The sequence below is a fragment of the Pontibacter sp. LHS1 genome, from assembly GCF_058932855.1.
The window spans coordinates 135,232-160,315 of the sequence record NZ_JBZYWF010000004.1 but is presented as its reverse complement, the minus strand read 5'-3'; the positions used below and the strand labels follow the sequence as shown (position 1 = coordinate 160,315).

Below are 25,084 nucleotides of genomic sequence, written 5' to 3'. Positions count from 1 at the left end.
GGTCTTTTCCTGTTTGTATACGGATTCAAATTTGAATCCTTTTTTTGCCCATGGCTATACGAATGGCTGTGTGCTGGAATCATATTGTAAACGTTAAAATTCCATGGCTTTGGCTAAGAATAAAACGACAGAGCGAATCAATTTTGCCTCTATAAATCCGGTTATTGACTACCCTGACTTCCTTGATGTTCAGCTGCAGTCATTCCAGGACTTCTTCCAGCTGGAGACTCCTGCTGAAAATAGGGCTCAGGAAGGTTTGTTCAAGGTGTTCGCTGAGAACTTTCCGATTTCCGATTCACGAGAAAACTTTGTACTAGAGTTTATCGACTACCATATAGACCCGCCAAAATACTCAGTAGATGAGTGTATTGACCGTGGTCTTACATATTCGGTTCCGCTAAAGGCTAAGCTTCGTCTCATCTGTAATGATGAAGACAACGAGGACTTTGAGACAATCGAGCAGGAAGTGTTTTTGGGAAACATCCCATACATGACCGAGAAAGGCTCTTTTGTTATCAACGGTGCTGAACGTGTTATTGTATCTCAACTTCATAGATCTCCGGGTGTATTCTTTGCGCAAAGCAAGCATACAAACGGTACAAAACTTTATTCTGCCAGAATTATTCCTTTTAAAGGATCTTGGGTTGAGTTTGCAACAGACGTGAATAACGTTATGTACGCCTACATCGACCGTAAGAAGAAGTTTCCGGTAACAACGCTCCTGCGTGCTATCGGTTATGGTACAGATAAGGATATTCTGGATCTTTTCGGTCTTTCTGAAGAGTTGCCTGCTACAAAGACAAATCTGAAGAATGCGATCGGCAGAAAACTGGCTGCACGTGTGCTACGCACTTGGACAGAAGACTTTGTGGATGAGGATACAGGTGAAGTAGTGTCAATAGACCGTAACGAAGTGCTTCTGGAGCGTGATTCAGAAATTACGCAGGACGATATCGATGTTATCCTGGATTCTGGTACCAAGTCTATCATTCTTCACCGTGAAAACGTGAACATTGCAGACTATGCCATTATCTACAACACACTTCAGAAAGATAACTCAAATTCTGAGAAGGAAGCTGTAGAGCAGATTTACCGTCAGCTTCGTAATACTGAGGCGCCAGACGAGGAAACTGCACGTGACATTATCCAGAAGCTGTTCTTCTCAGATAAACGTTACGATCTGGGTGAAGTTGGGCGCTACAGAATCAACAAGAAGCTCGGACTTGATACAAACTGGGATGCGAAAGTGCTAACAAATGAGGACATCGTTCTTATTGTAAAGTACCTGATCGGTTTGATCAACTCCAAGGCTGTAGTAGACGATATTGACCACTTGAGCAACCGTCGTGTAAGAACGGTAGGCGAGCAGCTTTATGCGCAGTTTGGCGTTGGTCTTGCCCGTATGGCAAGAACAATCAAGGAGCGTATGAACGTGCGTGACAACGAAGACTTCAAGCCTGTTGACCTGATCAACGCGCGTACCTTGTCTTCTGTGATCAACTCGTTCTTCGGAACTAACCAGCTGTCTCAGTTTATGGACCAAACCAACCCGCTGGCAGAAGTGACGCACAAGCGTCGTGTGTCTGCACTCGGGCCAGGAGGTCTATCCAGAGAGCGCGCTGGTTTCGAGGTTCGTGACGTTCACTACACGCACTATGGTCGTCTGTGTACAATTGAAACACCGGAAGGTCCGAACATCGGTCTGATTTCATCACTATGCGTGCATGCTCGTGTTAACCACATGGGCTTTATCGAGACACCTTATCGTAAGGTGAGCGATGGTATAGTAGAGATGGATGGGGCTGTTGAATACCTGACAGCAGAAGAAGAAGATACCCACCACATCGCGCAGGCTAATGCCATAATCGATGACAAAGGTAACTTCATCAATGATAGAGTAAAAGGTAGATTCGAAGGTGACTTCCCTGTGGAAGAACCTAAGACATATACTTATATGGACGTTGCGCCGAACCAGATCGTGTCCGTAGCGGCTTCGTTGATTCCGTTCCTGGAGCACGATGACGCCAACCGTGCTTTGATGGGTTCAAACATGCAGCGCCAGGCTGTTCCACTTTTGAAAGCTGAAGCTCCGATTGTAGGTACAGGTCTGGAAAGAAGAGCGGCTATTGACTCAAGAGCACTTGTTATCGCTGAAGGTGACGGTGTAATAGACTTTGTAGACGCAAACAAGATCGTGGTAAAATACGATCTGACAGAAGAAGAGAAGTTGGTTGCCTTCGATGCAGAGTATGTGACATACAACCTGATTAAGTTCAGAAGAACGAACCAGGATACCTGTATCAATCTGACTCCGATCGTTTATACAGGTCAGCGTGTAACGAAAGGTCAGCCGCTTTGCGAAGGTTATGCTACTAATAATGGTGAACTCGCAATCGGTCGTAACATGCAGGTGGCTTTCATGCCTTGGCAAGGTTACAACTTCGAGGATGCTATTGTTATCTCTGAAAAAGTAGTAAGAGATGATATCTTCACTTCTATCCACATCGAGGAATTCGAGCTTGAGGTTCGTGAGACCAAGCGTGGTGAAGAAGAACTGACCTCTGAAATTCCAAACGTAAGCGAGGAAGCCGTAAAGAACCTGGACGAAAACGGTATTATCCGTATCGGTGCTGAGGTTCGTGAAGGTGATATTCTGATCGGCAAGATTACACCAAAAGGTGAGACTGACCCGACTCCGGAAGAAAAACTTCTGCGTGCCATCTTCGGTGACAAAGCCGGAGATGTGAAGGATGCATCGCTTAAGGCGCCGCCATCACTGAACGGTGTAGTTATTGAAACAAAGCTTTTCTCAAGACCTAAGAAAGACAAAAACCTGCGGGCTAAGTCTAAGAAAGAGGTTGAAGAGTTAAAAGTAAAATACTCGAAAGACCTCAACGCCATTAAGAACGTGATGGTTGATAAGCTGGTGGCTTTGCTGGAAGGCAAAACGTCTCAGGGTATCAAGCACAAGTTTGGTGACGAGATTCTGTCTAAAGGAGTTAAGTTCAGCAGAAAGAACATCATTGAGGCACTGTTCCCTGAGAAGAACCCATATAAGGACGAGAGTAACTATGCGGTTCCTGAGGAAGTGAACATGTTCAAGGATCTGATTCTGGAGAACTGGACGACTGATGAGAAAACCAACAATATGCTGGTGGAGCTTGTTAAGAACTATAACAAGCGCCGCAACATTACATCTGCACACTTTAAGCGTGAGCGTTTCACACTGGAGGTTGGAGATGAGTTGCCAGCAGGTATCGTGCAGCTAGCCAAAGTATACATCGCTAAGAAGCGTAAGCTGAAAGTAGGTGACAAGATGGCTGGTCGTCACGGTAACAAAGGTGTGGTTGCCCGTATCGTGCGTGAAGAGGATATGCCGTTCCTGGAAACAGGTGAGCCTATGGATATCGTGCTAAACCCACTGGGTGTACCTTCAAGGATGAACATCGGTCAGATTTATGAAACCGTTCTTGGGTGGGCTGGCAAGAAATTGGGTAGAACTTATGCTACTCCAATCTTCGACGGTGCTACAGAGGAGCAGGTACAGTCTGAACTAAGAGAAGCTGGATTGCCTAGCTTTGGCCGTACATACTTGTTCGATGGTCTGTCAGGTGATCGTTTCGATCAGCCGGTAACAGTAGGTGTGATTTACATGCTTAAACTGGGCCACTTGGTTGATGATAAGATGCACGCGCGTTCTATCGGACCATACTCACTTATTACACAGCAGCCATTGGGTGGTAAAGCCCAGTTCGGTGGTCAGCGTTTTGGTGAAATGGAGGTGTGGGCACTTGAGGCATTCGGTGCTTCGAACGTACTGCAGGAGATACTTACAGTGAAATCTGACGACGTGATCGGCCGAGCGAAAGCCTACGAGGCAATCGTAAAAGGTGATGTGTTGCCTAAGCCAAATATCCCGGAATCATTCAACGTATTGATTCACGAGCTAAGAGGTCTGGCACTCGAGATCACCTTAGAGTAGTAAAGTATAAGCTAAGCGTCCTGGCAGAAGTCAGGGCGCTTAGCGCACTTTATACAGATTAGCTGTAAGGCATATTCATTGTATCGACATTATTGTAATAATATGGCATTTGCAAAAAACAAAAAGCTAACTCAGGACTTCTCCAAAGTAACGATAAGCCTGGCTTCTCCAGAGTCGATTCTGGAGAGATCAAATGGCGAGGTTACAAAGCCTGAGACAATCAACTATAGAACCTATAAGCCTGAAATGGGTGGTCTATTCTGCGAAAGAATATTCGGACCTGTAAAGGACTGGGAATGCCACTGCGGAAAGTATAAGAGAATCAGATATAAAGGTATCATCTGCGACCGTTGCGGTGTAGAAGTTACTGAGAAGAAAGTGCGCCGCGAGCGCATGGGCCACATCGAACTGGTAGTTCCTGTAGCACACATCTGGTACTTCAAATCTCTTCCTAATAAAATTGGTTATCTGCTAGGCTTACCTACAAAGAAGCTAGACCAGATAATCTACTACGAAAGATATGTAGTTATCCAGCCAGGTATTTTGGCAGAAGACGGTGTGAACACACTCGACTTCCTGACAGAAGACGAATACCTGGATATGATAGACAAGCTCCCACGCGAGAACCAAATGTTGGACAACAACGATCCAAACAAGTTCATCGCGAAAATGGGTGCTGAAGCATTACAGATGTTGCTTGAGCGTACGAACCTGGACGACTTGTCTTATGAGCTTCGTCACGCTGCAGCGCACGAAACGTCGCAACAGCGTAAAGCTGAGGCTTTGAAGCGTCTTCGTGTGGTGGAAGCATTCCGTGATGCAACAACAAGGATTGAAAACAGACCAGAGTGGATGATCATCCGCATGGTGCCTGTTATTCCGCCAGAGCTTCGTCCGCTTGTTCCATTGGATGGTGGCCGCTTTGCAACTTCGGATTTGAACGACCTATACCGTCGTGTTATCATCCGTAACAACCGTCTGAAGCGTCTGATCGAGATCAAGGCTCCTGAAGTAATCCTTCGTAACGAGAAGCGTATGCTGCAGGAAGCGGTTGACTCCCTGTTCGATAACTCACGTAAAGTGAACGCTGTTCGTGCAGAAGGTAACCGTGCGCTGAAATCACTTTCTGACATGCTGAAAGGTAAGCAGGGACGTTTCCGTCAGAACTTGCTTGGTAAGCGTGTTGACTACTCTGGCCGTTCGGTAATTGTGGTTGGTCCTGAATTGAAGCTGCACGAGTGCGGTCTGCCTAAGAACATGGCGGCTGAGCTCTTCAAGCCGTTCATCATCCGCAAGCTGATCGAAAGAGGTATTGTGAAGACTGTGAAGTCAGCGAAGAAAATCGTTGACCGCAAGGACCCTGTTGTTTGGGACATCCTGGAGAATGTGCTGAAAGGCCATCCAGTACTCCTTAACCGTGCTCCTACGCTCCACAGATTAGGTATACAGGCGTTCCAGCCGAAACTAATCGAAGGCAAGGCGATTCAGCTGCACCCACTGGTGTGTACGGCATTCAACGCCGACTTTGACGGTGACCAGATGGCGGTGCACGTTCCACTTGGACCTGCTGCTGTTCTGGAAGCCTCTATGCTGATGCTTGCTTCGCACAACATCCTGAACCCTGCTAACGGTGCTCCAATTGCGGTACCTTCTCAGGACATGGTACTAGGTTTATACTATGTATCTAAAGGAAAGCGTAGCACTGAAAACGAAAAGATACTTGGTGAAGGCATGAGCTTCTACTCTGCGGAGGAAGTGATCATCGCCATCAACGAAGGCCGTCTTTCTAAGCAGGCCTATATTAAGGTAAGAACAAGAATAAGAGACGAGAAAGGTGAACTGGTAACGAAGTCAATTGAGACCGTTGCTGGCCGCGTAATCTTCAATCAATTTGTTCCGGAAGAAGTTGGATACATTGATGAACTGCTAACGAAGAAGAAACTTCAGCAGATTATCTCCAGAGTATTCAAGGAGACGGGTATGGCCCGTACTGCTCACTTCCTGGATGATATCAAAACACTCGGATTCCAGTCTGCCTACAAAGGCGGTCTATCAATGGGTCTCGGCGATATCCAGATCCCAGCAGAGAAAGACATTCTGGTAGCTCAGGCTAAGAAAGATGTAGACGCTGTATGGCAGAACTACTCCATGGGTCTAATCACTGACAACGAGCGTTATAACCAGGTAATCGATATCTGGACCCGTATCAACAACCAGATCACTGAAACGTTGATGCGTCGCCTGGAGAATGATGATCAAGGCTTTAACTCGATCTTCATGATGATGCACTCTGGTGCTCGTGGTTCGAGAGAGCAGATCCGTCAGCTGGGTGGTATGCGTGGTCTGATGGCCAAGCCTCAAAAGTCATTGCAAGGTTCAGTAGGTGAAATTATCGAGAACCCGATCCTTTCTAACTTTAAGGAAGGACTGGATGTAATCGAGTACTTTATCTCTACACACGGTGCTCGTAAAGGTCTTGCCGATACAGCCCTTAAGACTGCGGATGCTGGTTACCTGACACGTCGTCTGGTAGACGTATCGCAGGACGTAATTGTGAACGAGGAAGACTGCGGTACACTACGTGGTCTGGAAGTAAGTGCACTGAAGGACAATGAAGATATCGTGGAATCGCTTTCTGAGCGTATCCTTGGTCGTGTGACGGTACACGATGTATACGATCCGATCACGAATGAACTGATTGTTGAATCAGGTTCAGAGGTGACAGAGGAAGTAGCACGTGCTATTGAAAACACTGCGATCGAGACAGTAGAGATTCGTTCGGTATTGACTTGCGAGTCGAAGCGCGGTATCTGTGCTAAGTGCTACGGCCGTAACCTGGCAACAGGATTTATGGTGCAGAAAGGTGAGGCTGTTGGTGTAATCGCCGCACAGTCAATCGGTGAGCCTGGTACACAGCTGACACTCCGTACATTCCACGTAGGTGGTACAGCGTCAAACATCGCTGTAGATGCTATGATTCGTGCGAAGTTCGCTGGTAAGATCGAATTCGAAGATGTTCGTACGATCGAAACCATCAACAACGAAGGTGAGCCAGTAAAAGTAGTAATGGGTCGTTCAGGTGAGATTAAGATCGTTGATCCGGCCACTGGGAAACTATTAATAAGTAACCACGTGCCTTACGGTTCATTCATTACTGTAAATGACGGGCAGCTTGTAGAGAAAGGTGACCAACTGTGTATGTGGGATCCATACAACGCAGTAATCCTTTCAGAGTTTGACGGTGAAATTGCTTACGAGTCAATCATAGAAGGTATAACTTACCGTGAAGAGTCGGACGAGCAGACAGGATACCGTGAGAAGGTAATTATTGATACAAAAGATAAGACCCAGAACCCGGCTATCATTGTGAATCCGAAGAGTGGTGAGTCGAAAGGCTACAATATCCCGGTAGGAGCACACTTGACAGTTGAGAACGGAGAAAAGATCAAAGCTGGTCAGATTCTAGTGAAGATCCCACGTGCGATTGGTAAAACACGAGACATTACAGGTGGTCTTCCACGAGTTACTGAATTGTTCGAAGCGCGTAACCCGTCAAACCCGGCAGTTGTTTCTGAAATTGACGGAGTGGTGACTTATGGTAGCGTGAAGCGTGGTAACCGTGAAATCTTCATCGAGTCTAAGGACGGTGTGAAGAAGAAATATATGGTGCCGCTTTCCAAGCACATTCTGGTACAGGACAATGACTTTGTTCGTGCAGGTATGCCGTTGTCAGATGGAGCCATCACACCAACAGACATTCTGAATATTCAAGGCCCTGGTGCAGTACAAGAGTACCTGGTAAACGAGATTCAGGAAGTATACCGTCTGCAGGGTGTGAAGATCAACGATAAGCACATTGAGGTGGTAGTTCGCCAAATGATGCAGAAAGTTGTGATCATCGATGCTGGTGACACAAGCTTCCTGGAGCACCAGGTGGTGGACAAGGTTAACTTCATGGAAGAAAACGACCGCATCATCGACATGAAAGTAGTAGAAGATGCTGGTGACTCAACTAACCTGAAGCCAGGACAGATCGTGACAGCGAGAAGACTGCGTGACGAAAATTCAAGCCTGAAGCGGCGTGATTTGAAACTGGTGACTGTGCGTGATGCATCTCCAGCCGTTTCGCGTCCTACCCTGCAAGGTATTACACAGGCTTCATTGGGTACACAAAGCTTTATTTCTGCAGCGTCGTTCCAGGAAACTACAAAAGTACTGAGCGAAGCAGCGATCAAAGGTAAAGCCGATGAACTGTTAGGTCTGAAGGAAAACGTGATCGTAGGTCACCTGATCCCGGCTGGTACAGGTCTGCGCGATTACCAAAACCTGATTGTTGGAAGCCAGGAAGAATACGATTCATTAGTAGAATCAAAAAGATCTGGAGTTGGAAGCCGCGCCAAGCAGCAGGAACTACAGAACAATAGATAAGCAGGTATGGCAGAGGAACTGAAAAATCAAAATCAAATAAACATCGAGTTATCAGAAGAGATAGCAGAGGGGGAATATGCCAATCTGGCAATGATTGCCCACTCAAGTGGTGAATTTGTGATTGATTTTATAAGACTGATGCCAGGATTGCCTAAAGCAAAAGTGAAATCAAGGATAGTTATCACGCCAGAGCATGCCAAGAGATTATTGGCGGCTCTGGCCGATAACATTCAAAAATTTGAGAACAGCTTTGGGGAAATCAAACCGGCAAATGAAGCACCATCTTTCCCAATGAACTTTGGAGGAACAGTAGGCGAAGCCTAAGGTGCTAATAATTAATGAATTAAAATTTTGAATTTGCAAAATGGTTTTCCTACCTTTGCAGACCAAATTTTAGAGTGAAAAATATCTATAATTAACAAATTATAAATGCCTACTATACAGCAATTAGTAAGAAAGGGAAGAGAGAAGTTAACTTCAAAGTCGAAGTCTCCAGCCCTAGATTCATGCCCACAACGTCGTGGTGTATGTACAAGAGTGTATACAACCACTCCTAAGAAGCCAAACTCAGCTATGCGTAAGGTAGCCAGGGTAAGGCTTACAAACGGTAAAGAAGTGAACGCTTATATCCCAGGTGAAGGTCACAACCTTCAGGAGCACTCTATTGTGCTTATCAGAGGTGGTAGAGTGAAAGACCTTCCAGGTGTTCGTTATCACATCGTACGCGGTGCACTGGATACAGCCGGAGTTAACGGCCGTTTGCAGTCACGTTCGAAGTACGGTGCTAAGAGACCTAAGCCAGGCCAGCCAGCCGCTGCTGCAGGTAAAGGTGGTAAGAAAAAATAATTGATAGAATTATATTACAATGAGAAAAGCAAAGCCTAAAAGTAGAGTTCTCCTTCCTGATCCAAAATTCAAAGAGACCTTGGTAACACGTTTCGTAAACTATCTGATGGAAGATGGTAAGAAAAGTATTGCTTATGGTATCTTCTATGATGCTGTAGAATTAGTAGAGCAAAGAACGAAAGAGAACGGCCTTGAGACTTGGAAAAAAGCATTGAACAATGTAATGCCAAGCGTAGAGGTAAAAAGCCGCCGCGTAGGTGGTGCTACTTTCCAAGTGCCGACTGAGGTTCGTCCGGACCGCAGAGTATCTCTTGGTATCAAGTGGATGATTTCTTACGCTCGCAAGAGAGGTGAGAAGACAATGAAAGACAAATTAGCTGGTGAGATTATCGCAGCTGCAAAAGGTGAAGGTGCTGCCGTTAAGAAGAAAGACGACACGCACAGAATGGCCGAGGCAAACAAAGCATTCTCACACTTTAGATTTTAATTAATGGCAAGGGACTTAAAATACACACGTAATATTGGTATTGCCGCTCACATTGACGCTGGTAAAACAACGACAACAGAGCGTATACTTTACTATACAGGTAAATCTCACAAATTAGGTGAGGTTCACGAAGGTGGCGCTACCACTGACTGGATGGAGCAGGAACAAGAGCGTGGTATCACAATCACTTCCGCAGCTGTTACTGTAAACTGGCCTTACAGAGGTAACGACTACCATATCAACATTATCGATACTCCAGGTCACGTAGACTTTACAGTAGAGGTGAACCGCTCACTGCGTGTACTGGACGGTCTGGTATTCCTTTTTAGTGCAGTTGATGGCGTTGAGCCTCAGTCTGAAACTAACTGGAGACTTGCTGACAACTATAAAGTGGCGCGTATCGGTTTTGTTAACAAAATGGACCGCTCAGGTGCTGACTTCCTGAATGTATGCCGTCAGGTGAAAGAAATGCTTGGTAGCAATGCCGTTGCACTTCAGTTACCAATTGGTTCTGAGGACAACTTCAAAGGTGTGGTTGACCTGGTAAACTTCAGAGGTATTGTTTGGAATGAAAGTGATAAAGGCATGACCTTTACTGAAGTTCCAATTCCAGATGATATGCTAGAAGAAGCTGAAGAGTACAGAGAAAAGCTTCTGGAAGCCGTTGCTGAATATGATGAATCTTTGATGGAGAAATACTTCGAAGATCCTAATTCAATCACGGAAGCAGAGATTCTGAATGCTCTTCGTGCTGCAACAATTGACATGGCGATCGTGCCAATGCTATGCGGTTCATCTTTCAAAAACAAGGGTGTGCAAACAATGCTGGATTATGTAATGGCGTTGCTTCCATCACCAGTTGATAAAGAAAGCATTATTGGTACAAACCCTGACACGGGCGCAGAAGTAGCAAGAAAGCCATCAGAAACAGACCCGTTTGCAGGTCTGGCTTTCAAAATTGCTACAGACCCTTATGTAGGTCGTCTGTGCTTCGTTAGAGCCTACTCAGGTGTGCTTGATTCAGGTTCGTATGTATATAACTCTCGTTCTGGAAACAAAGAGCGTATCTCTCGTATTTTCCAGATGCATGCAAATAAGCAAATCCAGATTGACAAGCTGCAAGCTGGTGACATTGCTGCGGTAGTAGGCTTTAAGGATATTAAGACTGGTGACACGCTGTGTGCACAAGAAGCTAAAATCGTACTGGAATCAATGGAGTTCCCAGAGCCAGTAATTGGTTATGCTATTGAGCCAAAGACACAGGCTGACTCTGATAAAATGGGTATGGCGATTGCCAAACTTGTTGAAGAGGATCCAACTCTGCAGGTAAACACTGACGAGGAAACTGGTCAGACGATCCTTAGAGGTATGGGTGAACTTCACCTGGAGATCATCATCGACCGTATGAAGCGTGAGTTCAAGGTTGAATTGAACCAAGGTGCACCACAGGTAGCTTACAAAGAGACAATCACCAAGGCTGTTGAGCACAGAGAAGTGTTTAAGAAGCAGTCAGGTGGTCGTGGTAAGTTTGCCGATATCGTGTTCACAATGGGACCACGTGAAGATGGCAAGCAAGGGCTAGAGTTTGAGAATGCAATTGTAGGTGGTGTGATTCCAAGAGAATTTATCCCGGCAATTCAGAAAGGATTCGAAGAAGCAATGAAGAATGGTATTCTGGCAGGCTTCCCGATCGACTCTATGAAAGTTCGTCTGTTCCATGGTTCATTCCACGACGTTGACTCTGACTCACTTTCTTTTGAACTGGCTGCACGTCAGGGCTTCAAAGAAGCAGGCAAGCAGTGTGCTCCGAAACTACTTGAGCCAATCATGGCAGTGGATGTAGTAACTCCGGACGAGTACACAGGTCCTGTAACTGGTGACTTGAACAGAAGAAGAGGTATCATGAAAGGTATGGATACGAAAGGAACATCAACAGTAGTTAAGGCAGACGTTCCGCTTTCAGAACTGTTTGGTTACGTAACTGACCTTCGTACCATTACCTCAGGTAGAGCGACGGCTTCTCTTACTTTCTCTCATTATGAGCAAGTACCACAAAACCTGGCCGATGGCATCATTGCTAAATTAAAAGGAACTGCAGCTAAATAGTAGTAAAAGATAATGAATCAGAAAATTAGAATTAAGCTTAAGTCTTACGACCATAACCTGGTAGACAAATCTTCTGAGAAGATTGTGAAAGCTGTAAAGGCTACTGGAGCAATCGTAAGCGGTCCTATTCCTCTTCCTACAGAGAAGGATAAATTCACAGTTCTTCGTTCACCACACGTGAACAAGAAATCCAGAGAACAGTTTCAGCTTTGCACTTACAAGCGCCTGGTTGATATCTACTCTACAAGCTCTAAAACAGTAGACGCATTGATGAAGTTAGAACTTCCTAGCGGTGTGGATGTTGAGATCAAAGTTTGATAAAAACGGATCGAATATTAAAAAGAGAACCTTAGGGTTCTCTTTTTTTATGCGCTGATTAATAATATTTTAGACAAAAGTTGCTAAAGCATTTTAAATTTTATTAACTTTGCACTCCCTTAGCGAGAGCTGTGGGATAAAATCATTATATCCATCTTTTAAAAAACAAGTTGAATGCCTGGAATTATCGGTAAAAAAATCGGAATGACAAGCCTCTTCACTACAGATGGTAAATACACTCCAGTTACGCTTATTCAAGCAGGACCATGTGTAGTTACTCAAGTGAAGACGGTTGAGACTGATGGCTACGCAGCTGTGCAGCTTGGCTACGGCGACAAAAAGCTTAAAAGAGTAACGAAAGCAGAAGCTGGTCATTACAAAAAAGCTAATACGTCAGCTAAGAAAAAAGTTGCTGAGTTCGATGTAGAAGGAGTGTCACTGAATCTTGGAGATACAGTTGATGTGAATCTATTCGAAGAAGGAGAATTTGTTGATGTAGTTGGTACATCAAAAGGTAAAGGTTTTCAGGGTGTTGTAAAGCGCCACAACTTTGCCGGTGTAGGTGGACAGACTCACGGTCAGCATAACAGAGCAAGACACCCTGGTTCAATTGGTGCCGCATCATGGCCATCAAGAGTATTCAAAGGAATGCGTATGGCCGGTAGAATGGGTGGTAACAGAGTTAAGATTCAGAACTTAACTGTGATACGTGTTATTGCAGACAAAAATCTGTTGGTAGTTAGTGGCTCTGTACCAGGTGCCAAAAATTCTTACGTGTTAATTGAGAAATAAAATGGAGCTTTCTGTATTGAATATCAAAGGTGAAGATACAGGTAGAAAGGTGACCCTTTCTGATGCTGTATTTGGTGTTGAGCCAAATGAGCATGCAATGTATCTTGACGTGAAACAGTACCTGGCTAATCAGAGACAAGGTACGCACAAGTCAAAGGAGCGAGCTGAAATAGCAGGTTCTACCAAAAAAATCAAAAAGCAAAAAGGAACCGGTGGCGCTCGTGCAGGTAGCATCAAGTCGCCTTTGTTCTATGGTGGTGGTAGAGTATTTGGACCTAAGCCAAGAAACTACAGTTTCAAGCTGAACAAGAAACTTAAAGAAGCTGCCCGTATTTCAGCTCTATCGTTGTTAGCGAAAGATAATAAAGTTTCTCTTGTTGAGTCTTTTACATTTGAGGCTCCTAAGACAAAAGAGTTTAAGAACATGCTAAGCAACTTAAAGGTAGAGGGCAAAACTTTGCTAGTGCTTCCTCAAGTTGATAAGAATGTAGTTCTTTCAGGACGCAACTTGAATAAAGTGAAGATTTCTACTGCTAGCGATCTAAACACATATGATCTGTTAAATACTGATCGTGTTTTGCTGGTTGAAGACTCTGTAAACATTATTGAAAACCTCCTAAGCGCATAATATTATGATTTTGAAAAAACCGCTTCTGACGGAAAAATTCGCTGCCATGAATGAGGTCGGAAAGTATGCTTTTGAGGTAAATATCAAAGCCAACAAAGTAGAAATCAAGAAGGCAGTTGAGAAGCTTTATGGTGTTACTGTAGAGAAGGTAGCAACCATGAAAACACAAGGCAAAGTGAAAAGTAAATACACTAAGTCTGGCGCTGTAACAGGCCGTACAGCTTCTAAGAAAAAGGCAATCGTTACCTTGAAAGAGGGCGAAGTAATCGACTTTTACAGCAGCATATAATTAAATAACAATGGCTTTAAAGAAGTTAAGACCAACAACACCAGGTCAAAGATTCCGTGTAGCGCCAGCGTTCGATGAGATCACAACAGCTACTCCCGAGAAATCTTTGTTGGCACCGAGTAAAAAATCTGGTGGACGAAACAACTCAGGTAAAATGACTATCCGCTATGTGGGCGGTGGTCACAAGCAGAAGTACAGAGTTATCGACTTTAAGCGTACGAAGCACGGTGTGCCAGCTACGGTTAAAACGATCGAGTACGATCCAAACAGAACCGCCCGTATTGCATTGCTTTATTATGCAGACGGTGAGAAGAGCTATATAATTGCTCCTTCTGGAATCCAGGTTGGAACTGAAATAATTTCAGGACCTGGTAGTGCTCCAGAAGTAGGTAACTGCCTTCCTTTATCTGATATTCCTCTAGGTACAATCGTTCACAACATCGAATTGCAGCCGGGCCAAGGTGCAACACTTGCAAGAAGTGCAGGTTCATATGCTCAGCTAGTTGCAAGAGAAGGACGCTATGCAACAATCAAGTTGCCATCTGGCGAACTTCGCATGGTACTTGTAAACTGCTATGCAACTGTAGGAACAGTTTCTAACTCTGACCATATGAATGTTAAAATCGGTAAAGCCGGTCGTAACAGATGGTTAGGTAAGCGTCCAAGAGTACGTGGTGTTGCTATGAACCCTGTCGATCACCCTATGGGTGGTGGTGAAGGTAAGTCATCAGGTGGTCACCCACGTTCACGCAAAGGCTTATTAGCGAAAGGTCTAAAGACACGCAGCAAGAAAAAGCATTCAGAGAAACTTATAGTTAATAGAGGAAAGAAATAGTAAATGGCTAGATCATTAAAAAAAGGGCCTTATATTGACTATAGGCTCGAGAAGAAAGTAGACGTGATGAACGAGTCTGGTAAGAAGACTGTTATCAAGACTTGGTCACGTAGATCTATGATTTCTCCAGATTTCGTAGGTCACACATTCGCAGTTCATAACGGGAATAAATTTATCCCAGTTTATGTGACAGAGAACATGGTAGGACATAAACTTGGTGAGTTTGCCCCAACCAGAAACTTTAGAGGTCATATTGCTAAAAAAGATAAAGGCAAGCGATAAAATGGAAGCAGTAGCAAGACTTAAAAACGTACCTACTTCTCCTCGCAAAATGCGATTAGTAGCAGGTCTGGTGCGCGGCAAAAGCGTAAATAAAGCCCTAGGTTTATTGAAATTCGAAGCTAACTCAGGTGCCGAAAGAATTGAAAAACTTTTATTATCAGCTCTTTCTAACTGGCAGCAAAAGAATGAAGATGCCCGCATAGAAGATGCCAATCTTTATATCAAAGAGATTTTTGTTGATGAAGGTAAGATGCTGAAGCGTCTGCGTCCTGCACCACAGGGCCGAGGTTACAGAATCAGGAAAAGATCTAATCATGTGACTCTTGTGATTGACAGCATGACTGAAGAGCAACTAGAGCAACAGCAATCAAAGAAATCTAAAAAAGCCAATAAGTAAGAACATGGGACAGAAAGTAAATCCGATCGGTTTTCGCCTAGGAGTTATCAAAGGTTGGGATTCTAACTGGTATGGTGGCAAAGATTTCGCTGAGAAACTGGTTGAAGACGAGAAAATCAGAAAATATATTTTAGCGCGTATTCCTAAAGGTGGTATTTCTAAAATTATCATTGAGAGAACCCTTAAGCGCATCACTATCACTATCAACACAGCCAGACCAGGTGTAGTAATCGGTAAAGGCGGTCAGGAAGTAGATAAGATTAAGGAAGAGCTTAAGAAGCTTACTAACAAAGATGTTCAGATCAACATTTTTGAAATTAAGCGCCCAGAGCTTGATGCAAAGCTGGTAGGTGAATCTATCGCTCAGCAGTTGCAGGCCCGTATCTCTTTCCGTCGTGCCATGAAGCAAGCGATTGCTTCTGCGCTGCGTGTTGGTGCTGAAGGTATCAAGGTTCAGGTTTCAGGTCGTCTTGGCGGTGCTGAAATGGCAAGAACAGAGCACTACAAAGAAGGCAGAACTCCACTGCACACTCTTCGTGCTGATATCGACTATGCATTGTCTGAAGCTCAGACTGTATATGGTAAGCTGGGTATCAAAGTATGGATCTTCAAAGGTGAGGTTTACGGTAAAAAAGACCTTACTCCGAATGCAGACATGGATACCAAAGGTGGAGCAGGTGCACAGGGTGGCGATAGAAGAGGCCGCGGTGATCGCAAGAAAACTGACGGAGCTCCTAAGCGTAAGCGTCGCCAATAATTGATTGATAACATTATTAAGTTTTAGAAAATGTTACAGCCGAAAAGGACTAAATATAGAAAAATGCAAAAAGGCCGTGTGAAAGGTCTGGCTCATAGAGGCAGTACTATTTCATTTGGTTCTTTTGCGATCAAATCACTGGAGGCTTCTTGGATTACAAGCCGTCAGATTGAATCTGCTCGTATCGCCATGACAAGAGCGATGAAACGTGAAGGTCAAGTATGGATTCGAATTTTCCCTGACAAACCAATTACGAAGAAGCCTGCAGAGGTTCGTATGGGTAAGGGTAAAGGTTCTCCTGAATATTGGGTAGCCGTAGTTAAACCAGGTACCATCATGTTTGAATCAGATGGTGTACCTATGGAAGTGGCGAAAGAGTCACTTAGATTAGCTGCACAGAAGCTGCCAGTTAAAACAAAGTTTGTAGTACGTAGAGATTACGTTGAGAAATAGTATATGAAAAATTCAGAGATTAAAGCTTTGTCTTTAGAAGAGCTGAAAGAGAAGCTTAATACGGAGCAAACAACAATGCAGAACCTGCGTTTTGCACATGCTATTTCTCCGTTGGAAAATCCGATGAAAATCCGTGAGACGAAAAAATCAATTGCTCGTCTGAATACTGAGATCCGTCGCCGTGAAATTGAAGCTAACTCTTAATACTTAATAGAAATCATGGAAGAGAGAAATCTTAGAAAAGAAAGAAGTGGTAAGGTTGTTAGCAACAAGATGGACAAGTCTATCACTGTGTTAGTGGAAAGCAGAATGAAGCACCCTATGTATGGAAAATTCGTTAGCAAATCCACCAAATTCATGGCTCATGACGAGAATAACGAATGCAATATTGGTGATACCGTACGCATTCAGGAGACACGTCCTCTAAGCAAGAATAAAAACTGGCGTTTAGTTGAAATAATAGAAAGGGCGAAATAAAATGATACAGCAGGAATCAAGATTGAATGTAGCCGACAACAGTGGTGCTAAAGAAGTTCTTTGCATCCGTGTTCTAGGTGGTACAGGCAAAAAATATGCTTCTATCGGTGATAGAATCGTTGTAACTGTAAAGTCAGCCCTTTCTTCTGGAAACGTTAAAAAGGGAACTGTTTCTAAAGCAGTTATTGTAAGAACAAAGAAAGAGATCAGAAGAAAAGACGGATCTTATATTCGTTTCGACGACAATGCTGCCGTGCTTCTGAACGCTAACAACGAGCCACGTGGTACACGTATCTTTGGACCAGTTGCACGTGAGCTACGTGAAAAGCAATTCATGAAAATTGTTTCGTTGGCACCTGAAGTTCTTTAATCATTAATTCAGACATCAAGATGAATAAGAAAAAACTTCACGTAAAAACTGGCGATACAGTTAAGGTGATTGCCGGTGACGACCGCGGAAAAACAGGCCGCATAACAGCTGTTAATATTGAGAAGCAAAGAGTAACTGTAGAAGGTATAAACATGGTGACTAAGCATTCAAAGCCTAGCGCTCAAAATCCTCAAGGCGGTATCTCTAAAATGGAAGCTCCTATTCATGCCAGCAATGTAGCTATAGTTGATCCCAATTCAGGTGAGACTATCAAAGTTGGCAGAAGAAAAAACAGCGAAGGTAAAACAGAGCGTTATTCTAAAAAATCAGGAGAAGTAATCTAATATGGCAACTGCAAGATTTAAAGAAAAATATCAGAAGGAGGTAATACCTGCCCTGAAAGAGAAGTTCCAGTACAAGAACGTAATGCAGGTGCCTAAGATCACAAAGATCTCTATCAACAAAGGTATCGGTGCTGCTGTAGCAGATAAGAAGCTTGTTGACATCGGTGTAGAAGAGCTTACTACCATTACAGGCCAGAAAGCTGTTGCAACCATCGCTAAGAAGTCAGTTTCAAACTTCAAACTTCGTGAAGGCATGCCAATCGGTGCACGCGTTACACTAAGAGGTGAGCGTATGTACGAGTTCATTGACCGTCTGTTGACAATTGCTCTGCCGCGTGTACGTGACTTTAGAGGTGTAAGTGATAAAGGTTTTGATGGTCGTGGAAACTATACACTTGGTGTAAAAGAGCAGATCATTTTCCCTGAGATCAGCATTGATAAAATTAAAGCCATTAGTGGTATGGATATTACCTTCGTAACAACTGCTCAGACTGATGAGGAGAGCTACGAGTTGCTTAAAGCGTTTGGTATGCCTTTCACTAATATTAAGAAATAAGAAAAATGGCTAAAGAAGCAGTAAAAGCGAGAGAGCTTAAAAGACAGAAGTTAGTAGCAAAGTACGCTGCGAAGCGTGCTGAACTGAAAGCAAAAGGAGATTACGAAGGACTTGATAAGCTTCCTAAGAATTCATCTCCAGTAAGGTTACATAACCGTTGCAAGCTGTCTGGAAGACCACGTGGTTACATGAGAAAATTCGGTATCTCACGTGTAGTATTCAGAGAACTAGCTGTTATGGGTAAAATTCCTGGTGTAACAAAATCGAGCTGGTAATTTTTTCTTAACATATTAAGAAAGAAGAAAAGATATTCTTATCTTTGCCGCTCGCTTAGAAAAAGCGTTCAAGATTTAAGTGATTCATAATGAACTCAGATCCAATAGCAGATTATTTAACTAGAGTGCGTAATGCCATCAAGGCAAACCACAGAGTAGTTGAAATACCATCTAGCAATATCAAGAAAGAGATTACAAAAGTATTGTACGAAAAAGGATACATTCAAAGCTACAAATTTGATGACTCCTCTGTACAAGGTACAATTAAGATCGCTCTGAAATATAATCCTACCACTAAGCAATCTGCTATTGTGAAACTAGAGAGGATTAGTAAACCAGGGCTTCGTAAGTATACCGGGAATGACAGCCTGCCACGCGTTCTGAACGGGTTAGGCATTGCTATTTTGTCAACTTCCAAAGGTGTAATGACTGAAAAAGAAGCCAAGTCACTTAATGTAGGTGGTGAGGTATTGTGTTACGTTTACTAATAGGAGGATAGACAATGTCACGTATAGGAAAATTGCCAATCACTCTGCCGACAAATGTTGAATTTGCTATTGCAAAGGATAACGTTGTTACTGTAAAAGGTCCTAAGGGAACACTAACTACTCCGGTAGATAAAGACATTATTGTAAAGCAGGAAGAAAACCAAATTGTGGTTGAGCGACCTACTGAGCAAAAGCGTCATAAAGCGATGCATGGTCTTTACCGTTCACTTATCAACAATATGGTGGTAGGTGTAAGTGAAGGCTATAAAGAGCAACTGGAGTTAGTGGGTGTAGGTTACAAAGCAACTGTACAGGGAAATGTGCTGGAGCTTGCTCTTGGATACTCACATAATATCTTCATGACCATGCCTGAAGAAGTTTCTGCAACCGCAGTAACAGAAAAAGGTAAAGCACCAGTTATCACGCTTGAAAGTAATGACAAGCAACTGATCGGTCAGGTAGCTGCTAAAATCAGATCACTTCGCAAAGTAGAGCCTTACAAAGGTAAAGGTATCCGTTTTGTAGGAGAAGTTGTAAGAAGAAAAGCTGGTAAGACAGCGTCTAAATAATCATCATCATGTCTGTTAATAAAGTATCAAGAAGACTTAGAATTAAGAGAAGTATCAGAAACAAGATTTCTGGTACTTCTGCCAGACCAAGATTATCTGTTTTTAGAAGCAACAAAGCTATCTATGCACAGCTGATCGATGACACTACAGGAAAAACTTTGGCGGCTGCCTCTTCTGTGAAGCTTGATGGTGTATCCAACGCTAATATTTCAGTGTCCAATCAGGTTGGAAAAGAAATAGGAGCTAAAGCTCTCGAGATGGGTATCACGCAGGTGGTGTTTGACCGTTCTGGATACCTTTACCATGGTAATGTAAAATCATTGGCTGAAGGCGCACGCGAGGCAGGCCTTAAATTCTAAGAATTATGTTGAAAAATAATATTCGTAGTGTAAAGGCTAGCGAGATCGAACTCAAAGAAAAAGTTGTTGCGATCAATCGTGTAGCTAAAGTTGTAAAAGGTGGTAGAAGATTTAGCTTCGCTGCCATCGTTGTAGTAGGTGATGGTAACGGAGTTGTTGGATACGGCCTTGGTAAAGCAAATGAAGTAACTGATGCTATTGCAAAAGGTATTGACGATGCAAAGAAGAACCTGGTGAAAGTGCCTCTTTATCATCATACCGTTCCTCATGCAATGGAAGGAAAGTACTCTGGTGGCTTTGTTCTTGTTAAGCCTGCTGCTCCAGGTACTGGTGTAATCGCCGGTGGTGCAATGCGTGCGGTACTGGAAAGTGCTGGTATCAAAGACGTACTTTGTAAGTCTAAAGGTTCTTCTAACCCACACAACGTGGTGAAAGCAACATTTGACGCGCTGTCTAAAATGCGTGATCCTTTGGCCGTAGCTCAGCAGCGTGGTGTTAATTTGCAGAAAGTATTTAACGGTTAATTGAGATGGCTAAAGTAACAATCACACAAGTTAAAAGCATTATTGATAGACCAAAGAACCAAAAGCTTACAATTCAAGCACTAGGTCTTGGTAAGATCAATAAATCAGTAACTGTTGAGAAAACACCTCAGATTGCTGGTATGATTAACAAGGTTCACAATTTAGTAGAAGTAAAGGACATTTAATATGTATTTGAATTCATTAAAACCTGCAGAAGGGTCTGTTAAGACTAGAAAGAGAATAGGCAGAGGAACTGGCTCAGGTAGAGGTGGAACTTCTACTAGAGGTCACAAAGGTGCCAAGTCTCGTTCTGGCTACTCTCAGAAGTCAGGCTTTGAAGGTGGTCAGATGCCACTTCAGAGACGTGTGCCTAAGTTTGGTTTCAAAAACTTCAACAGAGTAGAGTATAAAGGAATAAATTTAGATGTTCTGGAGTCTTTGGCTGCAGAAACTAATGAAAAAGTTTTTAACTTTGATTTCTTCAAGGCGCACGGTTTAGTGTCCAAGAATGACAAAGTTAAGATCTTAGGTAGAGGAGAGATATCTAAAGCTGTAGAAGTACACGCTCACGCTTTTTCTCAGACTGCCATTTCATCCATCGAAAAAGCAGGCGGTAAAACAGTAGCCCTTTAATTTTTATGAAGAAGTTTATAACAACAATTAAGAACATTTTTGCTATTGATGATCTAAGAGTACGAATACTCAATACCTTAGGTTTTATAGCTATTTTTAGATTAGGTTCTTATGTTGTTCTTCCTGGTATAGATCCTAACCAGCTCAAGGCCAACACCGAAGGTATATTTGGTCTTTTGGATACGTTTTTAGGTGGAGCATTTAGCAATGCTTCCATCTTTGCGTTGGGTATTATGCCATATATTTCAGCTTCTATCGTATTACAGCTACTTACTATAGCCGTTCCGTATTTTCAAAAAATGCAGAAGGAGGGTGAGTCTGGTAGAAAGAAAATCAACCAAATCACCCGAGTTCTTACTATTATCATTACGCTAGCTCAGGCAGTAGGCTTTGTTGCTACTATCAACAGTGAAGCAATTGTAGTAAACACAACACTGTTCACCATAAGCTCCATGATTGTGTTGACATCCGGGACAATCTTCTGTATGTGGCTTGGTGAAAGAATAACTGATAAAGGTATAGGAAATGGTATATCAATGCTGATTATGATTGGCATTATCTCACGTTTCCCTGGTGCCATTGTTGCAGAAGCCTTGTCTAAAGAGTTAAATGGTGCATTGCTGTTTATCTTTGAGTTAGTTGTTCTCTTCTTTGTAGTAATGTCTGTTGTTATGCTTACGCAGGCAGTAAGAAGAATCCCAGTACAATATGCCAAGCAGGTTGGCGGCAGCTCCCTATACAGTGGTCAGCGTCAGTTTATTCCTTTGAAGGTAAATGCTGCAGGTGTTATGCCTATCATTTTCGCTCAATCACTTATGTTCCTCCCTTCTATGATTGCTTCAATCTGGGCGGATTCAAATGAAACAGCGAGTTATATAGGAGCGACATTCTCGGACTTCACCTCATGGCAGTACAATGTAGTATTTGGATTAATGATCCTGATATTTACTTACTTCTACACAGCGATTACTGTTAATCCGAATCAAATTGCTGATGACTTGAAGCGTAGTGGTGGCTTTGTCCCTGGTGTTAAACCTGGTCGTTCTACCTCAGAATATATTGATAATATTCTTACAAAAATCACGCTGCCAGGTGCTATTTATCTAGCGCTTGTAGCAATCTTTCCTGCTATTGCCATGCTATTTGGAGTGACAAGAGAGTTTGCTCAGTTCTATGGAGGCACTTCCCTGATTATTATGGTGGGTGTTGTTCTTGACACGTTGCAGCAGATTGAAAGTTATTTACTAATGCGTCACTATGATGGCATGATGAAATCTGGTAAGCTTAGAGGCAGAACAGAGAATATTGCCATGGTATCCTAATAAATGGTTTTTTACAAGACTGAAGAAGAAATAGAGCTAATTCGCCAGAGTGCTTTAATATTAAGTAAAGCACATGGCGAAATAGCTCTTCTTATAAAGGAGGGGGTGTCAACCCTTACTCTAGATAAAAGAGCTGAAGAGTTTATCAAAGATCATGGAGCTGTTCCATCTTTTAAGAACTACAATGGGTTTCCTTTTAGCCTCTGTATCTCGGTAAACTCTACTGTTGTCCATGGGATGCCAAGTAATTACGTTTTGAACGATGGCGACGTGATATCTGTTGACTGTGGAGTCTATTATAATGGTTTTCACAGCGATTGTGCATTTACACATGCTGTCGGTAATGTTTCAGACGAGGTTTCTCATCTGTTAGAGGTTACAAAAGAGTCCTTGTACAAAGGTATCGAAAAGGCAGTTGTGGGGAATAGACTAGGTGATGTTAGCCATGCTATACAGACACACGCTGAAGCTTTTAAGTATGGTGTCGTACGGGAACTAGTAGGACACGGTATAGGGCGTAACTTACACGAATCTCCTGAAGTGCCTAATTATGGAAAACGTGGACAGGGATTAAAGCTTCAGGATGGGTTAGTACTTGCGATTGAACCAATGGTTAACCTCGGTACCAGGTATATTATTCAAGAGGAAGATGGGTGGACAATCCGAACCCGTGATAATAAACCTTCTGCTCATTTTGAGCATACAGTGGTTATAAGAAAAGATCAAGCAGAAGTATTAACAACTTTTGATTACATAGATAAAGCTAAACAACAATAAATGGCGAAGCAGTCCTCTATCGAGCAAGACGGTACTATCATCGAAGCATTATCAAATGCAATGTTCCGGGTAGAGTTAGAAAATGGTCATCAGGTGATCGCACATATCTCAGGTAAAATGAGAATGAATTACATCAAGATTCTGCCAGGTGACCGAGTTAAATTGGAGATGTCTCCTTATGATTTAACTAAAGGAAGAATTGTTTATCGATATAAATAACTACAATGAAAGTCAAAGCATCAGTAAAAAAGAGAAGTGCTGAATGTAAAGTTATCCGCCGCAAGGGGAAACTTTATGTGATCAACAAAAAAAATCCAAGATATAAACAAAGACAAGGATAATTATTAATTATGGCAAGAATAGCAGGAGTTGATATTCCGGACAACAAAAGAGGAGAGATCTCTTTGACGTACATCTATGGTATAGGTCGTAATCTCTCTGTGCAAATCCTAAACAAAGCCGGGGTGGATCTTGACAAAAAGGTGAAAGACTGGACCGAAGATGAAGCTAATGAGATCAGAAATGTAATCGCAGCTGAGATCAAAACAGAAGGTGTTTTGAGATCAGAAGTGCAATTGCATATCAAGCGTCTTCTTGATATTGGCTGCTACCGTGGTTTGAGACACCGTAAAGGTCTACCTGTACGAGGTCAGCGCACGAAGAATAACTCGCGCACAAGAAAAGGTAAGCGTAAGACAGTAGCAAACAAGAAGAAAGCTTCTAAATAATTTTTGATCATGGCTCAGAAAAGAAAAGACAAAGCTAAGAAGCGTGTTGTAGTTGTTGAATCAACAGGCCAGGTACACATCAAAGCTTCTTTCAACAATATCATTATCTCAGTAACCAACAACGCAGGACAAGTTATTTCTTGGGCTTCTGCTGGTAAAATGGGTTTCAAAGGTTCTAAAAAGAACACTCCTTACGCTGCACAAATGGCTGCTGCAGATTGCGCGAAGGTCGCTTATGATCTAGGTATGCGCAAAGCTGAAGTATTTGTAAAAGGCCCTGGTGCAGGTAGAGAGTCCGCCATCCGTACTGTACAGAACACTGGTATCGAAGTAACAACCATCAAGGATGTTACACCACTTCCTCACAACGGATGTCGTCCTCCTAAACGCAGAAGAGTTTAATTAGTAAATTAGATTAAATACAATGGCAAGATATACTGGTCCTAAAAGCAAAATCTCCAGAAAATTTAACGAGGAGATTTTTGGCCCAAGCAAAGCACTAAAAAAGAAAAGCTATCCTCCAGGACAGCACGGCCGTGGCCGTCGTAAGAAGCAGTCTGAATATGCAGTTCAGCTTGCTGAAAAGCAGAAAGCAAAATATATCTATGGTATGCTGGAGAAGCAGTTTGCTAACCTGTTTGAAAAAGCAGCTCGTAAAGGCGGTATCACTGGTGAAAACCTGTTGATCCTTCTTGAGTCTAGACTTGACAACACAGTTTACAGATTAGGTATTGCTCCAACACGAAGAGCTGCCCGTCAGCTGGTTTTGCATAAGCATATCACTGTTAACGGCGAGATCGTTAACATTCCATCCTATAGCTTGAAAGTTGGTGATACGGTAGCCGTAAGAGAGAAATCAAAGTCTCTTGAGGCAATTACAACTAGCCTGAGCGTACGTAATGCACGTGCATTTAGCTGGTTAGAGTGGGATGCAGCTGAGATGGTTGGTAAATTTGTGTCTGCGCCACAGCGTGACCAGATTCCTGAGAAAATTCAGGAGCAGCTGATCGTCGAGCTTTACTCTAAGTAAGCCGCTTAATCAATTTTTAACCTTTAACACTG

General features: G+C 43.0%; 34 protein-coding genes. All 34 read left to right on the top strand.

Going from position 1 to position 25,084, the window contains the following annotated elements; all coding sequences use genetic code 11:
• Positions 1–103: 103 nt before the first annotated feature.
• Entirely contained in the window at positions 104–3,982 is a 3,879-nt protein-coding gene (gene rpoB / locus AC5FXQ_RS09990; protein ID WP_493602304.1) for a DNA-directed RNA polymerase subunit beta, read from the top strand.
• Positions 3,983–4,084: 102 nt separating this feature from the next.
• A complete protein-coding gene (rpoC, locus tag AC5FXQ_RS09985) occupies positions 4,085–8,410 on the top strand; it encodes a DNA-directed RNA polymerase subunit beta' (RefSeq protein ID WP_493602303.1) in 4,326 nt (1,441 codons plus the stop codon).
• A gap of 6 nt (positions 8,411–8,416) precedes the next feature.
• Complete coding sequence (locus AC5FXQ_RS09980) at positions 8,417–8,734, top strand: DUF3467 domain-containing protein (RefSeq protein WP_116541570.1); 318 nt, start codon at positions 8,417–8,419, stop codon at positions 8,732–8,734.
• 105 nt (positions 8,735–8,839) lie between these two features.
• Entirely contained in the window at positions 8,840–9,256 is a 417-nt protein-coding gene (rpsL, locus tag AC5FXQ_RS09975; RefSeq protein WP_007654317.1) for a 30S ribosomal protein S12, read from the top strand.
• Positions 9,257–9,275: 19 nt separating this feature from the next.
• Positions 9,276–9,743 (top strand): 30S ribosomal protein S7, encoded by a 468-nt coding sequence (rpsG, locus tag AC5FXQ_RS09970; RefSeq protein ID WP_007654316.1) that lies wholly within the window; start codon positions 9,276–9,278, stop codon positions 9,741–9,743.
• Positions 9,744–9,746: 3 nt separating this feature from the next.
• Entirely contained in the window at positions 9,747–11,849 is a 2,103-nt protein-coding gene (fusA, locus tag AC5FXQ_RS09965) for an elongation factor G (RefSeq protein ID WP_493602302.1), read from the top strand.
• Positions 11,850–11,861: 12 nt separating this feature from the next.
• Positions 11,862–12,167: a 30S ribosomal protein S10 gene (rpsJ, locus tag AC5FXQ_RS09960; protein ID WP_007654312.1), complete on the top strand. Its 306-nt coding sequence runs from the start codon at positions 11,862–11,864 to the stop codon at positions 12,165–12,167.
• A gap of 174 nt (positions 12,168–12,341) precedes the next feature.
• On the top strand, positions 12,342–12,959 hold the full coding sequence (gene rplC, locus AC5FXQ_RS09955) for a 50S ribosomal protein L3 (RefSeq protein WP_493602301.1): 618 nt from the start codon (positions 12,342–12,344) through the stop codon (positions 12,957–12,959).
• A 1-nt stretch (position 12,960) separates the two neighbouring features.
• Positions 12,961–13,587, top strand: a complete 627-nt coding sequence (gene rplD, locus AC5FXQ_RS09950; protein WP_493602300.1) for a 50S ribosomal protein L4 — start codon at positions 12,961–12,963, stop codon at positions 13,585–13,587.
• 1 nt (position 13,588) lies between these two features.
• Positions 13,589–13,876: a 50S ribosomal protein L23 gene (rplW, locus tag AC5FXQ_RS09945; RefSeq protein WP_493602508.1), complete on the top strand. Its 288-nt coding sequence runs from the start codon at positions 13,589–13,591 to the stop codon at positions 13,874–13,876.
• Positions 13,877–13,886: 10 nt separating this feature from the next.
• Positions 13,887–14,711: a 50S ribosomal protein L2 gene (gene rplB / locus AC5FXQ_RS09940; RefSeq protein ID WP_493602299.1), complete on the top strand. Its 825-nt coding sequence runs from the start codon at positions 13,887–13,889 to the stop codon at positions 14,709–14,711.
• 3 nt (positions 14,712–14,714) lie between these two features.
• Entirely contained in the window at positions 14,715–14,993 is a 279-nt protein-coding gene (gene rpsS / locus AC5FXQ_RS09935; RefSeq protein WP_076420878.1) for a 30S ribosomal protein S19, read from the top strand.
• Position 14,994: 1 nt separating this feature from the next.
• Positions 14,995–15,390, top strand: coding sequence for a 50S ribosomal protein L22 (gene rplV / locus AC5FXQ_RS09930; protein WP_493602298.1), 396 nt, complete (start codon positions 14,995–14,997; stop codon positions 15,388–15,390).
• A 4-nt stretch (positions 15,391–15,394) separates the two neighbouring features.
• On the top strand, positions 15,395–16,147 hold the full coding sequence (rpsC, locus tag AC5FXQ_RS09925; RefSeq protein WP_007654291.1) for a 30S ribosomal protein S3: 753 nt from the start codon (positions 15,395–15,397) through the stop codon (positions 16,145–16,147).
• Positions 16,148–16,177: 30 nt separating this feature from the next.
• Complete coding sequence (gene rplP, locus AC5FXQ_RS09920) at positions 16,178–16,600, top strand: 50S ribosomal protein L16 (protein ID WP_493602297.1); 423 nt, start codon at positions 16,178–16,180, stop codon at positions 16,598–16,600.
• 3 nt (positions 16,601–16,603) lie between these two features.
• Positions 16,604–16,804 (top strand): 50S ribosomal protein L29, encoded by a 201-nt coding sequence (gene rpmC / locus AC5FXQ_RS09915; RefSeq protein ID WP_076669271.1) that lies wholly within the window; start codon positions 16,604–16,606, stop codon positions 16,802–16,804.
• A gap of 15 nt (positions 16,805–16,819) precedes the next feature.
• On the top strand, positions 16,820–17,077 hold the full coding sequence (rpsQ, locus tag AC5FXQ_RS09910; protein WP_493598041.1) for a 30S ribosomal protein S17: 258 nt from the start codon (positions 16,820–16,822) through the stop codon (positions 17,075–17,077).
• A 1-nt stretch (position 17,078) separates the two neighbouring features.
• The gene (gene rplN / locus AC5FXQ_RS09905; protein ID WP_076420876.1) at positions 17,079–17,447 is read left to right on the top strand and encodes a 50S ribosomal protein L14; all 369 of its coding nucleotides are present in this window, start codon (positions 17,079–17,081) and stop codon (positions 17,445–17,447) included.
• Between the two features lie 20 nt (positions 17,448–17,467).
• The gene (rplX, locus tag AC5FXQ_RS09900; RefSeq protein WP_493602296.1) at positions 17,468–17,791 is read left to right on the top strand and encodes a 50S ribosomal protein L24; all 324 of its coding nucleotides are present in this window, start codon (positions 17,468–17,470) and stop codon (positions 17,789–17,791) included.
• A 1-nt stretch (position 17,792) separates the two neighbouring features.
• The gene (rplE, locus tag AC5FXQ_RS09895) at positions 17,793–18,347 is read left to right on the top strand and encodes a 50S ribosomal protein L5 (RefSeq protein ID WP_493602295.1); all 555 of its coding nucleotides are present in this window, start codon (positions 17,793–17,795) and stop codon (positions 18,345–18,347) included.
• A 5-nt stretch (positions 18,348–18,352) separates the two neighbouring features.
• Positions 18,353–18,622, top strand: coding sequence for a 30S ribosomal protein S14 (gene rpsN / locus AC5FXQ_RS09890; protein ID WP_007654283.1), 270 nt, complete (start codon positions 18,353–18,355; stop codon positions 18,620–18,622).
• Between the two features lie 89 nt (positions 18,623–18,711).
• Positions 18,712–19,110 (top strand): 30S ribosomal protein S8, encoded by a 399-nt coding sequence (gene rpsH / locus AC5FXQ_RS09885; RefSeq protein WP_493602294.1) that lies wholly within the window; start codon positions 18,712–18,714, stop codon positions 19,108–19,110.
• Positions 19,111–19,124: 14 nt separating this feature from the next.
• Positions 19,125–19,679: a 50S ribosomal protein L6 gene (gene rplF / locus AC5FXQ_RS09880; protein WP_493602293.1), complete on the top strand. Its 555-nt coding sequence runs from the start codon at positions 19,125–19,127 to the stop codon at positions 19,677–19,679.
• Positions 19,680–19,687: 8 nt separating this feature from the next.
• Positions 19,688–20,038 carry a 50S ribosomal protein L18 gene (gene rplR, locus AC5FXQ_RS09875; protein WP_040573759.1) on the top strand — a complete coding sequence of 117 codons (351 nt, stop codon included), beginning with the start codon at positions 19,688–19,690 and terminating at the stop codon, positions 20,036–20,038.
• A 5-nt stretch (positions 20,039–20,043) separates the two neighbouring features.
• Entirely contained in the window at positions 20,044–20,562 is a 519-nt protein-coding gene (gene rpsE / locus AC5FXQ_RS09870) for a 30S ribosomal protein S5 (protein ID WP_040573757.1), read from the top strand.
• Between the two features lie 5 nt (positions 20,563–20,567).
• Entirely contained in the window at positions 20,568–20,747 is a 180-nt protein-coding gene (gene rpmD / locus AC5FXQ_RS09865; protein ID WP_007654273.1) for a 50S ribosomal protein L30, read from the top strand.
• Between the two features lies 1 nt (position 20,748).
• Complete coding sequence (rplO, locus tag AC5FXQ_RS09860) at positions 20,749–21,195, top strand: 50S ribosomal protein L15 (protein ID WP_007654272.1); 447 nt, start codon at positions 20,749–20,751, stop codon at positions 21,193–21,195.
• 5 nt (positions 21,196–21,200) lie between these two features.
• Positions 21,201–22,517, top strand: coding sequence for a preprotein translocase subunit SecY (gene secY / locus AC5FXQ_RS09855; RefSeq protein ID WP_493602292.1), 1,317 nt, complete (start codon positions 21,201–21,203; stop codon positions 22,515–22,517).
• 3 nt (positions 22,518–22,520) lie between these two features.
• Positions 22,521–23,294 carry a type I methionyl aminopeptidase gene (gene map / locus AC5FXQ_RS09850; protein ID WP_493602291.1) on the top strand — a complete coding sequence of 258 codons (774 nt, stop codon included), beginning with the start codon at positions 22,521–22,523 and terminating at the stop codon, positions 23,292–23,294.
• Positions 23,295–23,513 carry a translation initiation factor IF-1 gene (gene infA / locus AC5FXQ_RS09845; protein WP_007654265.1) on the top strand — a complete coding sequence of 73 codons (219 nt, stop codon included), beginning with the start codon at positions 23,295–23,297 and terminating at the stop codon, positions 23,511–23,513. It begins immediately after the preceding gene.
• A 5-nt stretch (positions 23,514–23,518) separates the two neighbouring features.
• The gene (rpmJ, locus tag AC5FXQ_RS09840) at positions 23,519–23,635 is read left to right on the top strand and encodes a 50S ribosomal protein L36 (protein ID WP_007654264.1); all 117 of its coding nucleotides are present in this window, start codon (positions 23,519–23,521) and stop codon (positions 23,633–23,635) included.
• A 9-nt stretch (positions 23,636–23,644) separates the two neighbouring features.
• Positions 23,645–24,022, top strand: a complete 378-nt coding sequence (gene rpsM / locus AC5FXQ_RS09835; RefSeq protein ID WP_007654263.1) for a 30S ribosomal protein S13 — start codon at positions 23,645–23,647, stop codon at positions 24,020–24,022.
• A 9-nt stretch (positions 24,023–24,031) separates the two neighbouring features.
• Positions 24,032–24,424, top strand: coding sequence for a 30S ribosomal protein S11 (gene rpsK, locus AC5FXQ_RS09830; protein WP_007654262.1), 393 nt, complete (start codon positions 24,032–24,034; stop codon positions 24,422–24,424).
• A 22-nt stretch (positions 24,425–24,446) separates the two neighbouring features.
• A complete protein-coding gene (rpsD, locus tag AC5FXQ_RS09825; RefSeq protein WP_493602290.1) occupies positions 24,447–25,052 on the top strand; it encodes a 30S ribosomal protein S4 in 606 nt (201 codons plus the stop codon).
• Positions 25,053–25,084 lie beyond the last annotated feature (32 nt).